This window comes from Phycisphaeraceae bacterium, assembly GCA_015709595.1.
Classification (GTDB): Bacteria; Planctomycetota; Phycisphaerae; order Phycisphaerales; family SM1A02; genus CAADGA01.
This window is the reverse complement of sequence record CP054178.1, coordinates 1662169-1677197: the sequence shown is the minus strand read 5'-3', so window position 1 is coordinate 1677197 and position 15029 is coordinate 1662169. Positions and strand designations below refer to the sequence as shown.

The 15029-nt window shown below is 68.0% G+C and carries 12 protein-coding genes; 4 read left to right on the top strand and 8 right to left on the bottom strand.

Going from position 1 to position 15029, the window contains the following annotated elements; genetic code table 11:
• Window positions 1-83 precede the first annotated feature (83 nt).
• The 5 genes from purL to HRU76_07005 form a co-directional block, all read right to left on the bottom strand.
• Complete coding sequence (purL, locus tag HRU76_07025) at window positions 84-3182, bottom strand: phosphoribosylformylglycinamidine synthase subunit PurL (protein ID QOJ17341.1); 3099 nt, start codon at window positions 3180-3182, stop codon at window positions 84-86.
• A 77-nt stretch (window positions 3183-3259) separates the two neighbouring features.
• A complete protein-coding gene (locus HRU76_07020) occupies window positions 3260-4327 on the bottom strand; it encodes a mannose-1-phosphate guanylyltransferase (GenBank protein QOJ19131.1) in 1068 nt (355 codons plus the stop codon).
• 94 nt (window positions 4328-4421) lie between these two features.
• The gene (locus HRU76_07015; protein ID QOJ17340.1) at window positions 4422-5657 is read right to left on the bottom strand and encodes an AAA family ATPase; all 1236 of its coding nucleotides are present in this window, start codon (window positions 5655-5657) and stop codon (window positions 4422-4424) included.
• A gap of 73 nt (window positions 5658-5730) precedes the next feature.
• Entirely contained in the window at window positions 5731-7317 is a 1587-nt protein-coding gene (locus HRU76_07010; protein QOJ17339.1) for a DASS family sodium-coupled anion symporter, read from the bottom strand.
• A gap of 42 nt (window positions 7318-7359) precedes the next feature.
• Window positions 7360-7812 (bottom strand): nucleoside deaminase, encoded by a 453-nt coding sequence (locus tag HRU76_07005; GenBank protein ID QOJ17338.1) that lies wholly within the window; start codon window positions 7810-7812, stop codon window positions 7360-7362.
• Between HRU76_07005 and HRU76_07000 the strand changes: the two genes are divergently transcribed.
• Together HRU76_07000 and HRU76_06995 are read left to right on the top strand one after the other, a co-directional pair.
• Entirely contained in the window at window positions 7807-9246 is a 1440-nt protein-coding gene (locus HRU76_07000; GenBank protein ID QOJ17337.1) for a serine/threonine-protein phosphatase, read from the top strand. The two genes, HRU76_07005 and HRU76_07000, sit on opposite strands and share 6 nt — an antisense overlap.
• A 109-nt stretch (window positions 9247-9355) precedes the next feature.
• Entirely contained in the window at window positions 9356-9979 is a 624-nt protein-coding gene (locus HRU76_06995) for a DUF502 domain-containing protein (protein QOJ17336.1), read from the top strand.
• Window positions 9980-9988: 9 nt separating this feature from the next.
• Here the strand turns inward: HRU76_06995 and HRU76_06990 are convergent, their stop codons facing one another.
• Window positions 9989-10696, bottom strand: a complete 708-nt coding sequence (locus tag HRU76_06990; GenBank protein ID QOJ17335.1) for a hypothetical protein — start codon at window positions 10694-10696, stop codon at window positions 9989-9991.
• Window positions 10697-10939: 243 nt separating this feature from the next.
• Here HRU76_06990 and HRU76_06985 point away from each other — a divergent pair, with 243 nt between their 5' ends.
• Window positions 10940-11488: a hypothetical protein gene (locus tag HRU76_06985; GenBank protein ID QOJ17334.1), complete on the top strand. Its 549-nt coding sequence runs from the start codon at window positions 10940-10942 to the stop codon at window positions 11486-11488.
• A gap of 93 nt (window positions 11489-11581) precedes the next feature.
• Here HRU76_06985 and mutY read toward each other — a convergent pair whose 3' ends face one another.
• The gene (mutY, locus tag HRU76_06980; protein QOJ17333.1) at window positions 11582-12700 is read right to left on the bottom strand and encodes an A/G-specific adenine glycosylase; all 1119 of its coding nucleotides are present in this window, start codon (window positions 12698-12700) and stop codon (window positions 11582-11584) included.
• 1 nt (window position 12701) lies between these two features.
• Window positions 12702-13007, bottom strand: coding sequence for a NifU N-terminal domain-containing protein (locus tag HRU76_06975; protein QOJ17332.1), 306 nt, complete (start codon window positions 13005-13007; stop codon window positions 12702-12704).
• 291 nt (window positions 13008-13298) lie between these two features.
• Here HRU76_06975 and HRU76_06970 point away from each other — a divergent pair, with 291 nt between their 5' ends.
• The gene (locus HRU76_06970) at window positions 13299-14717 is read left to right on the top strand and encodes a DUF1501 domain-containing protein (GenBank protein ID QOJ19130.1); all 1419 of its coding nucleotides are present in this window, start codon (window positions 13299-13301) and stop codon (window positions 14715-14717) included.
• Window positions 14718-15029 lie beyond the last annotated feature (312 nt).

Genomic DNA, 15029 nt, shown 5'->3' with positions numbered 1-15029 from the left:
CGATTCACCCACCCTCGAAAGCCACGGGATTCTTCGGAGCCGGGATTGCCTCGCCGCCGGGGAAACTTCCCTGTTCACCGGAATCACCAGTCCAACTCGCTGAGCCACGTCTCGCGCAGCTCGTCGATGCCGACATCGAGCAGCGTGTCATCGTCCTCAACCAGGCGCAGTCTCCGGGTGTCATCGAACCAGCCGATCACGCCCGCGGGCAGATTGCCGACAATGCGGCGAAGGGCGGGCAGGTCGTCCGTCGCGACTTCCAACAGGTACCGCGACGGCGTCTCGGCGAAACACCGGAACCATGGACCCGGTCCATTCTTCGCGCCGGGCAGCCCGGCCAGGTCCAGGCGCAGGCCCAGGTCGCCTGAGAAGGCCATCTCCGCCGCGGCGACGAGCAGGCCGCCCTCCGAGCAGTCGTGCGCGCTGCGCACCAGCCCGGCGGTGATGAGTTCATGCACCGCGCGGGCGATGGCCGGCCCCAGCGACAGGTCCACGCGCGGCAGCGTTCGGTCGCCGACCAGTTCCGGCGCGACCATCGCCACGTGCGAGCCGCCCATCGCTCCAGTCGTTTCGCCCACGATCACCAGCACGTGGCCCGCCCGCTTGGCGTCCATGGTCACGCACTTCGCCACGTCGGGCACGATGCCGATGCCGGAGATGAGCAGCGTGGGCGGAATCTCGATGGTGCGCCCGTCCTCGGTGGTGAACTGGTTGTTGAGCGAATCCTTGCCCGAAATGAAGGGTGTGCGGTACGCCTTGGCCCCGTCGTAGCAGCCCTCCGCGGCGCGCACCAGCGAGCCGAGGTTGCGCGGCTTCCTGCACGAGGGCCAGCAGAAGTTGTCGAGAATGGCGATGCGCGACGGGTCGGCCCCGACGCACACCAGGTTGCGCACGCACTCGTCGATCGCGGCCAGCGCCATCAGGTATGGATCGGCGGCCAGACCCGTCGCCAGGCCGTTGCCGATGGCGAGCCCCTGATCGGAATCTCCAACTGGCCGAATGACCGCGGCGTCGGACGGACCGTCGATTCCGGGCGCGCCCACGATGGGCTTCACCACGCTGCCCCCCTGCACCTCGTGGTCGTACTGGCGGATGATCCAGCGCTTCGAGGCAATGTTGGGGTGAGCAAGGAGGCGGAGGAGAGTGTCCCGAAGTGCTGGGGAATACCCAAGTTCAGGGTTCCGGGTTCCGGGTTTCGAGGCCGCCGCCTCCCGCTCTCCTGCTCCCCCGTTCTCCTGCTCTTCGTCCGCCATCCACTCGGCCTCGCGCGTGGCGTTGGGAATGCCTTCGTGCAGGAAATGCATGGGCATGCGCCCGACCTCGACGCCCTTGTAGGTCAGAATCAGGTCGGCGTCGGGCGTGCCGAAGTGACCCAGATCGCACATCTCCACGCCGTGCTTGTTGCAGATGGCCCGCAGCGCCGCCACGTTGCCGGGCGGCACGGCGAGGACCATGCGCTCCTGCGCTTCGCTGATCCAGATCTCGGTGGGCGAGAGACCCTCGTACTTGAGCGGCGCGTTCTCCAGCGTCACGAATGCGCCCAGTTCCTTGCCCATCTCGCCCACCGCGCTGGAGAACCCGCCCGCGCCGCAATCGGTGATGGCGCTGAAGAGCGGCCCGGTCTGGGTGTCGCGCGCCTCAAGGATCGCATCCAGCAGCATCTTCTCCGTCACCGCGTTGCCGATCTGCACCGCGTGGGCGAACTCGTCGGCGTGCGTGTCGGTCAGCTCCGCGCTGGAGAAGGTGGCCCCGTGAATCCCGTCGCGCCCCGTGCGTCCGCCCAGCGCGATGATGCGGTCGCCGGCGCCGGGCGAACCCGCGATCAGGTCGCGCGGCATGACGCCGATCACGCCGCAGTACACCAGCGGGTTGCCCACATAGCGGTCATCGAACCACACGCCGCCGTTGACGGTGGGAATTCCCATTCGGTTGCCATAGTCGCGCACACCCGCGACAACCTGCGTCAGCACGCGCCGCGGGTGAAGGCAGCCCTTGGGAACATCCTGAAGATCCGGGTGCGCCACGCAGAATACATCCGTCGCGGCGATGGGCTTGGCGGCCAGCCCGGTGCCGATGATGTCGCGGATGCAGCCGCCGATGCCCGTCGCCGCCCCGCCGTACGGCTCGATGGCGCTGGGGTGGTTGTGCGTCTCACACTTGAAGCACACGGCCCACTGGTCGTCAAAGGCGATGACGCCTGCGTTGTCCACGAACACCGAGAGGCACCAGTCGATGCCGTCCCTGATGAGTTCGTGCGTCGCCGCCGCCACCGTGGACTTGAGCAGGTTGTGGATGGTGACCGAACCGTCGGGGTTGATGACGTGGCCGGGACGGTTGGTGAAGTCGATGATGCCTGATGCACCGGAACCCTCACCCCCGATTCCGGGGGCCCCTCTCCCGGGGGGAGAGGGGAGATCGGAGCCCTCGCCGCTCGATGCCTCGATGCCTTGATTCCTTGATGCCTTCCCCCACTCCACATACCGAATCGTCGCCTTGAGCGTCTTGTGGACGCAGTGCTCGCTCCAGGTCTGGGCCAGCGTCTCCAGCTCGATCTCGCGCGGCTCGCGTCCCAGCCGCCGGTACTCGTCGCGGATCGCCTGCATCTCCTCGAGCGAGAGGAACAGGTGGGCGTCGCGCGAGAGTTTCTCCAGCGCGGCGTCGTCCAGGTCGCGCAGGGGCACTTCCACGATGCGGAAGTCGTGGGCCGCACCGCGCGGCAGGGCCGCCGGCGTGAACGGCGCCTCGTGGATGGCGTGAATGACGGTGTTGGCCAGGGCGCGCTCGGCGATGGTGCGAGCCGCCGCGCCGTCCACGCCGAACAGGTCGTAGCGCTGCCCCGTCTGCACGCGGGCGTCGATGCCCAGCATGGCGCGGATCGCGGTCTGCACCGCCTCCGCCGCCGGGTCCATCACGCCGGGCAGGGGCTGCACTTCGATGTAGGCGTCGCCCGTGGGGGGGGCCGCGCCGATGAGCGGCGCCTGCGTCACCGGGTCGGCGAGGAGTTCCTCGGCCAACCGACGCACGTCCTCGGCGGGCAGGTCCGCCTCGATCAGGTACACGTCCGCGTGCTCGACGCGCGTGGGGGCGGCGTTCAGCCCCAGCGCCGCCGCGTCCCGCCGCACGCTCTCGGCTCGGGGGTTGGCGAGGCCGGGCTTGGGACGGACTTCGATTCTGTGGAGCATGATCGTGGAGGAGCCCCGTCGGGAGACATGGTGATCGCGGCGGATGGCACCGGAGTGTATCCGCCCGGCCCGGCGGGTCACTGCAACAGGGGAGGGGCGGCGTTGGCCGCGTCCTTCACGCGCTGGGCTTCCGACGCCGGGCAGATCAGCGTCACGTCCTGCGTGTGAACCACGATCAGGTCGCGGCAACCGATGGTGGCGATCGTGTGCGAAGGGTCATCCGACACCGCCAGCACGTTCGATGAGCCCAGGTGCAGCGTGGGCGTGTTGGCCCGGTTGCCCGAGGCGTCGGCCGGCAGCGTCTCGCCATAACTGGGCCACGAGCCCACATCAATCCACTCGACGGCCATCTTCACGGTGCAGACGGGGCAGTCGGCGGAGGTCGAAGCCGGCTCCATCACCGCGAAGTCCACGCTCTTCTTCGGCAGCGTGGGATACACCCGGCGGAGCGTGTCAATCCGGCGCGGCGTATCCCAGTCGCGCGCGATTTCATCGAGCCCGGAGCGCGAGCCGGGAAAGAACCGCTCCAACGCGCGCAGGAAACCCCGCGCCGAAAAGACGAACATGCCGCTGTTCCAGCCGAAACGACCGGACTCGACGTAGCGTCTGGCGGTCGGCTCATCGGGCTTCTCGACGAAGCGGGCCACGCGCCAGCAGTCTTCGAAGCCGCGGATCGGCTCGCCCCGTTCGACATAGCCGTACCCGGTGGCCGGGTAGGTGGGCTGGATGGAGAAGGTGACGAGCCGGGATGGATCCTGCTCCACCAGCCGGAAGCCGGTGTCCATGGTGTCGCGGAACCGCCCTTCAGGCGAAATCAGGTGGTCGGCGGTGAGCACGGCGAAGATGGCGCCGGGGTCGCGCGCCGCCAGCACCGCGGCGGTGAGTCCCACCGCGTTCACGGTGTCGCGGGCTTCCGGCTCGCCGAGAATGTGCTCATCGGTGAAGCGCGGCAGAGAGTCGCGGATTGACCCGCGGAACGACTCACTCGTGCAGATGAGCTGCCGCTCGACCGGCACCAGCCGCTCGATGCGCTCGGCGGCGACCTGCAGCAGCGAACGCCCCCCGATGAAGGGGATCAACTGCTTGGGCGCGGCCTTGCGGCTCATCGGCCACAGCCGCGTCCCCGACCCGCCGGCCATGATCATGGCGTATCGCGTCATGGTTCTTCAACACGAGAGGAGCACGAGAAAGACACAGGGGGTTTGGAACCGCGGATGCGTGTGCCGCACGAGAACTGAATCAGTTTCCGAACAGGTCGCGTTCCGGGAACATGCCTCGCTTTTCGAAGTAGTCCAGGGCGTCATCCACGGACGGGAAGATCCTGGTGGCGGTTTCGGTGATGAAGGGTGAGGGGGTCTTCTTCGGCTTCCAGACCACGTAGACCTCCTTGGTGTGCTCGAAGGCGTGCTGCAGCTCGCGCTCCACGCCCGAGGACAGTCCTGGAATGCCGCCCGGCAGTTCGGGAATGTACGAGCAGATCATGTCGCTCTGGTCGATGAGCTTGAAGTCGCGCATGTAGATCTGCCCGTCGATGTCGCCGGCGATGTCGAGCACCTCGCGCACCGAGACGCGCATGGGTGGCGCGGCGCTCCGCGTCGCGCGTGGTTCATCTCTGATGGCTGGGCTGACCTTGCTCATCGATGACTGCTCCGGATCGACGCCCGGAACGGAGCCAACCGACTCGGCTCGGAGAGCCGAGCCGCCGGAAGAACCACCGACTTCGATCCAGTCCTGTCCTGCACGCGCCGCGGCGATGGCCCGGTCCAGCAGGAGCTTCTCGTCCACGTCGCCGGGGTCGAAGGCGATGAAGTGCTTCGCCAGCTCGGCGCGGAAGTGATCGATCTCCGCCAGGATGTCGGGCATGTCCACCACGTGGCTCATGGGGAAGCTGGGGTAGACCTTGCGCATGTCGCGCCGCGTCACCAGACGCAGACAGGTCTCGGTGGTCATGGCGTGGCGGCCGCGCGAGAGAATGTAGAACTCGCCCCGGCAATCGAGCGACTGGGCCAGCAGCTCGGTGGCGAGAATCTCCTCCTCGCGCCACACCATGCAGTCCTTCAGCGTGGCGTCGATCACGTGCTCGGCGTGCAGTCGGTGGTGGACCACCTCGATGTTGTCCACCAGGCAGATGAACATGTTGGGTTTGAGCAGTTGAATCTGGTCGAAGTCGAAGGCGGGGAACAGCCCGTGACGCCAGCGGAAGGTGGCGTGGGTGTTGAGAATGACGTTGGGGTGCTCGTGCGCGGGGCTGGTGGAGGCGATGACGTCCTTCATGGCCGCGCGGCGCAGCGAGTTGAGGCGCGACAGCGGCAGGTCGAGGATCCGCCCGGGACGCACGTCCGGCCCCTCGCGGTACATCATGTCGCCCAGGTGGAAGAGCTCCAGCCGCACGCCCCGCTCACCCGCCAGCCGGGCCACGGCGTTGAGGTAGGCCTTCTTGTCCATGCCGATCTGGCCGGTGATGACGGCTCGCATGCGCAGGAGTGCTCCGGGGCGGGCGATGAGTATAGGGGAAGCGATGCATGGCGCGGCGCGATCAACCCGGCGCCTACAGCCGATCCCCCAGCGCGTGCGGCAGAATGATGAACGCCGCGATGGTGATGAGCACCGAGCCGACCAGGTTCAGCCACAGCCCCGCCTTGCACATCTGCGGGATCGTCACGAACCCCGTGCCGAACACGATGGCGTTGGGGGGCGTGGCCACCGGCAGCATGAAGGCGCAGCTCGCCGCGAACGTGGCGGGAATGACCAGCAGGTATGGGCTGACGCCCAGCCCCGGCGCCAGCCCCGCCAGCACCGGGATGAGCGCCGCGGTGGTGGCGGTATTCGACGTGAGCTCGGTCAGAAAGATGATCGCCAGCACCACCATCAGCACGATGAGGAAGTCCGGCAGGGCGCTCAGCCCGCCCGCGTGACTGCCGAGAAACTCCGCCACGCCGTTGGACTGCACCGCGCCGGCCAGCGAGAGCCCGCCGCCGAAGAGCAGCAGAATGCCCCAGGGCAGGCCCGACGCCGTGGGCCAGTCCATGGTGAACTGGCGCTTCCTGGCGTTCACCGGCAGGATGAACAGGACGAGCGCCGCCAGCATGGCGATGACCGCATCAGTCAGCCCGGGAATGGGCGGAATGACCCACGACGCCTCACCCGTGGCGGCATCGGTCGATCCGCCGATGCCCGCGGTCAGCAGCGGGCGCGTGATCCACAGCATCACGGTCACGATGAACACGATGAAGGTGATCCACTCGCCCCGGCCCGCGCGTCCCAGGGCGCGGAACTCCGACCGGATCATGTCGCCGCCCCCTTCGATGCGGCCCATGCGGATGGGATAGAGCACGCGCGTCAGCAGCAGCCAGGTGAGCGGCAGGAAGATCAGCGTCAGCGGCAGCCCGAGCTCGAGCCACTGCGCGAAACTCATGTCCAGCCGATGCTGCGGCGCGATGCGGTCGCGCAGGAACCCCACCGCGATCACGTTGGGCGGCGAGCCGATGATCGTCGCCAGCCCGCCGATCGACGCGGCGTAGGCGATGCCCAGCATCAGGCACAGCCCGAAGTGGCCCAGCGGCGTGGCGCCGGGGTTCGAGGCGTCCACGGTCGGCTTGCCCAGACGGGAGCGCACGAGGTTGATGACCGACAGCGCGATGGGCATCATCATCGCCGCCGTGGCGGTGTTGGACACGAACGCCGAGATCATCGCCGTGGCCAGCATGAACCCGCCCACCATGTTGATGGGGTGCGTGCCCACCACGCGCAGGGTGAGCAGGGCGATGCGCTTGTCCAGCCCCCAGCGCTGCATGGAGAGCGCCAGGATGAACCCGCCCATGAACAGAAAGATCGTCTCATCCGCATACGGAGCGGCGGCCTGCCTGATGCCCGCGATGCCAAGCAGCGGAAACACGGCCAGCGGCAGCAGCGCCGTGGCGGTGATGTCGATCGCCTCCGTCAGCCACCACGTGCCCATCCAGATCATCATCGCCAGCGTGGCCCGCCCGGCGGGAGTGAAGGGCACGACCTCGCCGGCGGCGTTGGCGTACGTCGCGGGCAGCAGCCAGTAGGCCAGCAGCGCCAGCGCCGGCCCCAGGGCCAGCCCCGCCCACTGCACCGCCCGCCTCGTGGAGCCATCGGACTCGGATGCCATGATGGTGACTGTAGCGAGCCGCGTCAGGGTCGTGGGCGAGAATCACTTCCCGATGTCCTCCGCCCACAGGTCCGGTTTCTCACGCTGCAGCCGCTCCATCAGGGCGACGCACCGTTCGTCGTCCATCACGGTCACGTCGATGCCGTTCCGCTTCATCCAGTCCTCCGCGCCCATGAACGTGCGATGCTCGCCCACCACCACGCGCGGGATGCGGAAGAGGATCGCCGTGCCCGAGCACATGGGGCAGGGGCTGAGCGTGGAGACGAGGGTGAGTTCACGCCAGTCCCGGCGGCGACCGGCGTTGCGGATGCAGTCCACCTCGGCGTGGGCGGTGGGGTCGCCTGTCTGGACGCGCTGGTTGTGCCCGCGGGCGACGATGTCGCCGGTTTCGTGCCGCACCAGCACCGATCCGATGGGGATGCCTCCTTCACGCCATGATTTCTCGGCCTGAATGATGGCTTCACGGAGCCAATCCCCGAACCGCGTATCATGCATGGCACGTATCTCCCGCGGGATGTGGGCATCGAAACCGGGGCATGGAAGCCCAGGAGCGTGATTGTGTCCACCGGCAGCATGCCGCCCATCATCGAGCGCGTTCTGAGTGCGGATCGAATCCGGCGCATGTACTGCGTGGATACATCCACCAATCCGCGCATCCCGCTGCTCATGGAGATGGTTGGTTCGGTGAGCCGGGCCGCCACGCCGCAGGAAATTTACCAGCGTTTCCGCTCAGGCATCGGGAAACTGCTGGGCATCAACGCCTACGTGGGCATCTCCACGCGCGGGCTGAACGCCGGGGAATACAAGATCACCCGCATCGAGGTGCCCGACCGGCCCGAGACCCGCATCAACGACCCGTGGCGTCAGTGGCACACGCTGCCCACCATGAAGGGCGGCTTCTTCGGTGAACTGATCCGCTCGGCGTGGCCGGAACTGATCCACCACCTGGACATCAAGGATGACCCGGCCGTCGGCGACCTGCTGGCCCCCTACGGGTCGCTCATCGCGGTGCCGATCTTCGACAACGGCGAGCCGCTCAACTGGTCGGTCACGCTGCACCGCGACCCGGACTTCTTCACCGTGAAGGATCTGGAGGACGCGATCCTGCGCGCCAACCTGGTGGGCGGAATGACCAAGAACGCGGTGATGGCCCAACAGCTGCGCGAAGCCAACACGCGCATCCGCCGCGAGGTGGAGCAGATCGCCGGCATTCAGCGGGCCCTGCTGCCCGATCCGCTGCCGACCATCCACGGGCTGTCGCTCGCCGCCAGTTACCGCACCAGCGAACAGGCGGGGGGCGACTACTACGACTTCTTCGCGCTCGACCGCCTGCCGGATGGTTCGCCCGACCCGTCGGGCCGCTGGGGCATCCTGATCGCCGACGCCTCGGGCCACGGGCCTTCGGCGGCGGTGGTGATGGCCATGCTGCACGCCATCGTGCATACCTTCGCGGGGCACACGCACTCGCCCGCGGCGGTGCTGGAGCACGCCAACCACCACCTGTGCCAGAAGCGCATCGAGAACTCCTTCGTCACCGCGATCTACGGCGTGTACAACGCGAAGACGCGCGAGTTCACCTACGCCCGCGCCGGGCACAACCCGCCGCTCGTCAAGAAGGGCGATTCGATGCGCCGCCTCGACCGCGTGGGCGGCTATCCGCTGGGCATCGACCCCGAGCAGAAACTCGACGAGCACACCGACCGCTTTGAGCCGGGGGAGACCATCATCCTCTACACGGACGGCGTCACCGAGGCCATGGACGTCCGCCACCAGATGTTCGGCATCGCGGGCATCGAGCGCGCGGTGGCGCACTGCTCCGGCGCCGCGCGATGCACCGTGGAGTCGATCAACAACGCGCTCGATGCCCACGTGGGCGCCGCCGCCCTGAGCGACGACCAGACCATCGTGGCCATGCGCCTCGAGGAATGAGTGATCCGGCTGCGCCTGGCTGAAAGTCGGAAGCCGACAGCCGGGAGCCGGCGATCCTCTCTCCCCATCCAACTTGACACACCCGCGTCCCGGCCGCCACACTCTGGCGATGCACGCCCTCGGCCGCCATCTTGCACGGGTCTTCATCGCGGGCATCGTCGCCCTGCTGCCCATCGGCGGCACGGTGCTGACGGTGGTTTACCTCGAAACGACCATCGCCAATGACTGGGTCCGCAGGCAATGGTGGTACTTTCCCGGGCTCGGGCTGGTGGCGGCGGCGATCATCATCTACCTGATCGGACTGACGGTGACGACCTTTCTGGGCCGGTGGATATGGAACCGGCTGGACCGGCTGTTCGATTCGCTGCCTGCCCTGGGCGCGCTGTACAAGACGCTCAAGCAGGTGCTGGGCTACGGCGAGGGTCGTGAGGGTCTCTTCCAGCAGGTGGTGCTGGTGCCGGGGCGCGACAGCAAGGGCGTCGAGATCGGACTGGTGACCAACGACCTGGTGGACGACGCGGGAAGGCGGATGTTCACGGTCTTCATCCCCGGTTCGCCCACGCCCACCGCCGGGCGGCTGGTCGTCATCGAGGCCAGCAAGGTCCACGCGGTGTCGATGCCCGTGAGCGAGGCCCTCAAGGCGCTCGTCAGCGTGGGAAAGACGGAAGGCGTGGTGGACGTGGTGCGGCGTGCGGGAGATGTCGGCAATCCAACTGCACCGACGCGGCCCTGAGCCGCCAGTTCACTCGGAGCGCCGCCTTCGCTTCATCAACCCCGCCAGGGCGAACACCCCCAACACGCCGGGAGCCGGCAGGTTGGCGAACGAAGCGCCGGTCAGCATGATCCGATATTCCAACTGTCCCGACCCTTCGCCCCGGTTGTCCGACCAGCCGATGATGCGGAGTGATCCGCCCGGCCCGTCGGGACCGGAGATCTCCGTTCGCAGATCCTGCGTGAAGATCGGGCCGCCCTTGCTGAAGGGGTCGTTGTTGAAGATCGTGATCGCCAGCAGGTACAACCCCGGTCGATCAACCCGCGCGTTGGTGCCGTCGTTGGCCAGCGGCAGCAGGAGCGATTCGCCGCTCTCGGAGTCGGGAGCATCATCGTTGGCCAGCAGGCCCAGTCCATTGGCGCGGAAGAGCCACAGCTGCGAGTCGAACTGGGCGAAGCCGGGCGACAGCGTGCGAGCGGAGAACTGACTGGGATTGTCGATCCGAATCCAATACATGTCCTCGGCGTCGGGCTGGCCGAAGCCGATTCCCAGCATGCCCCGCAGCGCGCCGAGCGGACCTTCTCCCGTGGTGTTCTGGGCGCCGCCCGGCAGCGAACCGGCGTCGCCCTCTTCCACCCACTCCGGACCGCGGAAGTTATCGGCCATCGCCAACCCCGCAGCCAACCCGGTCAGCGAGCCCGCCAGCACCCCGGCCACCATTCTCCCGTTCCCGCGCATGATCCTCTCCTCCTGACGACGCGACGACCCGACCATCCGATGGCGCCGGGTCGCTTGAGGTCAGTGTACCTCGTGCGGGATCGTCCGCCACGCGATTTCCCGACGATTCTCGCGGTCCCCCGCCCGGAACCCGGGTTCGCGCCTGGCCTGACGGCATGGTTCATTGCCGGAAAACTGGCGAAATCATGGATGATCCACCGTCGGTGCGGGTCATTCATGAAACCCCCCAGCGGGAAACGAGCCATGAAGACCACGTCCCATCGCACCGACGCTGCCGACACCACCTCCGACCACCGATCCGCGGGTGACAGCCGCGCTGTGCTGCAGGCGGGCTTCCTGGCGTTCGTGGCGCTGCTGCTGGCCCTGCTCACCCGACCGGCCCAGGCCGACATCGCCAGGTTCGTCGCCGGCGTCTACGACCACGACTTCAACGGTTCATGGGACTACTACGGCGACACGGGCGACTACTTCGACAGCGGGCGCGTCTCGCTGTACGGGTGGCGCATGCGGACCTGGTCGTACGGCGACAACGGCATCGAGGATTACCTCGACTACACGCTCGACCGCCCCATCGACAACACCCGCATCGTGCAGATGGCCAACGCCCGCGGCCGCGTCTCGCTCTACGACTGGCGCAACGGCACGTGGAGCTACGGCACGGGCAACGCCCGGCTGCGCCTCGTGAAACTCACCAACGGCCAGGTCTTCATGATGTCCGACCACCGCATGCTCATCCGCCGCGGCTGGTGGCAGGGGTTGTGGATCGAGGGCTTCCTGGATGCGTGGAAGTGACGGGGAAGAGGTATCAAGCGATGAGCGCCTGGTAACCGGCATCCCGACGATCGCGCCTTGCGATCAGACCGGCTCGCGCCGCACATCCACAGATCACACCCCCGCGTTTCCCCACTGGCTCAGAATCAGCCGCTGGGGGTTGCTCATGGGCAGGTCGGCCAGGTTGTTCGCCTCTCTCCACTGGCCGGCGCGAACGCGCGTGGTCGCCGCGAAGACGTGAAACGTGATGCGCCGATGGGTGGTCTGGTGCGGGAACGAGGCGAGCCAGCTGATCCGGCTCACGCGCGGGCGGAGTGACTTAACGATCTCCGTCGCGTGGAGCAATCGCGCCGCCTCGACGGTGGGCGCCTGCCACATGCCCGCCCACATGCCGTGATCCGGTCGCTGCTCGAGCAGAATCATGTCGCCGCGCTTCACGACGACGACGTGGTGGTGCCAGGGGCGCTGCCTGGCGGGCGCCTTGGCGGGGGGAATCTCCCGCTGAATGCCCAGCCGACGCGCTTCGCACCAGGTCGCCGCCGGGCACGAGCCGCACGCGGGCGCGGCGGGCGTGCAGACCGTCGCCCCCAGTTCCATCATGCCTTCGTTGAATGCGCCGGGGTCGTCCGCCTCCCGAACCAGCGCGGCGGCGGCGTCCCACGTGCGCCGCACCGCCTCCTTTGAAGTGGATTCATCCCGCCAGCCGTGGAGCCGCGCCAGCACGCGCGACACGTTGCCATCCACGATCGGCTCGGCCCGCCCGTGGACGATGGAGGCGATAGCCCCCGCGGTGTAACGGCCCACGCCGGGCAGACGCCGAAGCTCGGCGACCTCGTGCGGCACGACACCGCCGAACTCATCGCGGATCATCCGCGCCGCGGCGTGCAGATTCTTCGCGCGTCGGTAATAGCCGAGCCCCTGCCACAGCGACAGCACCTGCTGCTCGTCGGCGTCGGCGAGGCGCTCGACCGTGGGAAACGCCCGCATGAACCGCTCGAAGGATTCAACGACGCGGGATACCTGCGTCTGCTGAAGCATGGCCTCGGAGACCAGGGCGGCGTAGCCGGATCGCCTCCGACGCCACGGCAGGTCGCGGGCGCTCGCGCGGAACCAGCCAATGATGGCGCGGGTGATGACTGCTGGTGTCGCAGGCGGGACGCCTGTGCCACTGACACCATCGCCGCAATCTCTCCTCTTCGCTCCGCGCTCTCCGCGTTTCAACTTCCGGGGCATTTCAATGCTCCGACGCGGCGACCGGCGCATCCGGCGTCGCCGCCGGAGCAGCGGCCAGCACGCGCTCGACCTTCGGCTTGACCGAGCGCCACTCCACATCGGGCCTCTTGTTGATCGTCATCCACCCGCCGTTCATCAGGATGGTGGTGATGGGCGCCTCGCGGAACAGCGCCGCCGCGAGCGGGTCGCCCGCCGCCATCGTCGCGTTCAGAAAGCTGCGCGGCCCGGCGCTGATGGGCCGGTCCAGAATGCACTTGAGCGCGTTGGGGTTGGGCGTGGTCTCGTAGCGGACGATCGTGAAGGGCATGATGCAGGATAGGGCGGCGGCGGGCGGATGTGGGAGCCCGCGGGCGAATGGGAGTACCGGACCGGCCGGGGAGAATCGCGGCCGACCGGGCGCCGTCGATGGTCACGAGTTCGCGCGTGCATCTCCGTCCCGGCGCGGTAGGATGGGATGCCGATTCGATCGCGGACGACTCGGACTCGTCCTGCCCGATCAACTGTGGAACTCAGCACTTCGTCACACCTCATCACCTCACGCCGCCCCACCATGCACCACTGCGGCCGCTTCATTCCGCCCCCCGTTTCTCGCCGCGACATGCTGCGACGCTGCGCCGGCGGCTTCGGCATGGTGGCGCTGGCGGGGCTGCTGGCGGACAAGGCGTTCGGCGGGCCGGGTGGCGCGACGCTCCGCGTCGCGCGTCCATCGGACAGTGTCCCAGGCGTTTCGCCTGCGCCCTTCCCCCACCACACCCCGCGCGCCCGCAACATCATCTTTCTGTACATGGATGGCGGCCCCTCGCAGGTGGACACCTTCGACCCCAAGCCGCGTCTGAGCGCCGAGAGCGGCCAGCCCTTCGGCATGACGATGGAGCCCACGCAGTTCAACAACAACGGCGCCACGCTGGGCTCGCCGTGGAAGTTCCGCCGCTATGGCGAGTCGGGCCTGCCGGTGAGCGACCTGTTCCCGCACGTGGGGCGCTGCGCCGATGACCTGTGCATCATCCGCTCGATGGTCTCCGAGTTCTCCGAGCACACCAACGCCAACTACTTCCTGCACACCGGGCTGGGGCTGGCGGGGCGGCCCAGCATGGGCGCGTGGGTGAACTACGGCCTGGGCAGCGAATGCCGCAACCTGCCGGGGTTCGTGGTGCTCAACGGCGGGCTGATCCCGCCCGGCGGGCTGGACTGCTTCGGCTCGGGCTTCCTGCCCGCCACGTACCAGGGGTCGATCTTCAAGCCCACGGGTCAGGCGGTGGCGAACATCAAGCCGACCGAGGCGACCGCCGCGCTGCAGCGGAACAAACTCGACCTGGCCCGCGCGATCGATGATCTCTCCGCGCCGGGAACGACGCCGGCGCACGACGCCATCGAGTCCGCCATCGCCAACTACGAGCTGGCGTTTCGCATGCAGATGGCCGTGCCCGACCTGATGGACCTGTCGGACGAGACTGCCGAGACGAAGTCCCTCTACGGCATCGACGCCTCGTACGAGCCCACGCGCATCTACGCCGCCCAGTGCCTGCTGGCCAGGCGGCTCATCGAGCGGGGCGTGCGCTTCATCGAACTCACCTGCCCCAACGTCGGCGCCGACCGCTGGGACCAGCACGGCAACCTGAAGGAAGGCCACGAGAACAACGCCCGCGCCGTCGATCAGCCCATCGCGGGGCTGCTCACCGACCTCAAGCGCCGCGGGCTTCTCGACGAGACGCTCGTCATCTGGGCCGCGGAGTTCGGCCGCACGCCCTTCGCCCAGGGCAGCAACGGACGCGACCACAACCCCTTCGGCTACTCTATCTGGCTGGCGGGCGGCGGCATCAGGGGCGGCATGACCTACGGCGCCACCGACGAGTACGGCTACAAGAGCGTGGACCGGAAGGTGGAGGTCTACGACCTGCACGCCACCATGCTGCACCTGCTGGGCATCGACCACACCAAGCTGACCTTCCGCTTCGGCGGCCGCGACATGCGCCTGACGGATGTGCATGGGCATGTGGTGGGGGACATCCTGGCGTAAGGGTCTTGGCGTGACGGCGTCTGCACGCGGAGCCAGCCCTCTGACGGAGGGCAGGCCGTCGGTCATTCGATCGTGTGCCACGACCGTGCGGCCGTACAGGCGCGCGGGAGACATCCGGCGGCGCAAGCGGAATCTCGTGAAGTGGACGCGGCACGCAGGGCGTCCCCGCGCTCGAAGGCCACGGACCGCGCGCACGGCTCCCAGAGCCGTGGCACGTGAGGGGCTTTCGGCTCGCAACCCCAGGCCGCAAGCCGTCACCCCGCGCCCGTGAATCGGTATGATCCGCATTCACCGCGGCTGGCGGGTCGTGGT

Excerpts from the sequence above, each read along its gene's own strand:
- purL (QOJ17341.1), bottom strand. The coding sequence starts at position 3,182 with ATGCTCCACAGAATCGAAGTCCGTCCCAAGCCCGGCCTCGCCAACCCC.
- HRU76_07020 (QOJ19131.1), bottom strand. The coding sequence starts at position 4,327 with ATGATCATGGCCGGCGGGTCGGGGACGCGGCTGTGGCCGATGAGCCGC.
- HRU76_07015 (QOJ17340.1), bottom strand. The coding sequence starts at position 5,657 with ATGCGAGCCGTCATCACCGGCCAGATCGGCATGGACAAGAAGGCCTAC.
- HRU76_07010 (QOJ17339.1), bottom strand. The coding sequence starts at position 7,317 with ATGGCATCCGAGTCCGATGGCTCCACGAGGCGGGCGGTGCAGTGGGCG.
- HRU76_07000 (QOJ17337.1), top strand. The coding sequence starts at position 7,807 with ATGCATGGCACGTATCTCCCGCGGGATGTGGGCATCGAAACCGGGGCA.
- HRU76_07005 (QOJ17338.1), bottom strand. The coding sequence starts at position 7,812 with ATGCATGATACGCGGTTCGGGGATTGGCTCCGTGAAGCCATCATTCAG.
- HRU76_06995 (QOJ17336.1), top strand. The coding sequence starts at position 9,356 with ATGCACGCCCTCGGCCGCCATCTTGCACGGGTCTTCATCGCGGGCATC.
- HRU76_06990 (QOJ17335.1), bottom strand. The coding sequence starts at position 10,696 with ATGCGCGGGAACGGGAGAATGGTGGCCGGGGTGCTGGCGGGCTCGCTG.
- HRU76_06985 (QOJ17334.1), top strand. The coding sequence starts at position 10,940 with ATGAAGACCACGTCCCATCGCACCGACGCTGCCGACACCACCTCCGAC.
- mutY (QOJ17333.1), bottom strand. The coding sequence starts at position 12,700 with ATGCCCCGGAAGTTGAAACGCGGAGAGCGCGGAGCGAAGAGGAGAGAT.
- HRU76_06975 (QOJ17332.1), bottom strand. The coding sequence starts at position 13,007 with ATGCCCTTCACGATCGTCCGCTACGAGACCACGCCCAACCCCAACGCG.
- HRU76_06970 (QOJ19130.1), top strand. The coding sequence starts at position 13,299 with ATGCTGCGACGCTGCGCCGGCGGCTTCGGCATGGTGGCGCTGGCGGGG.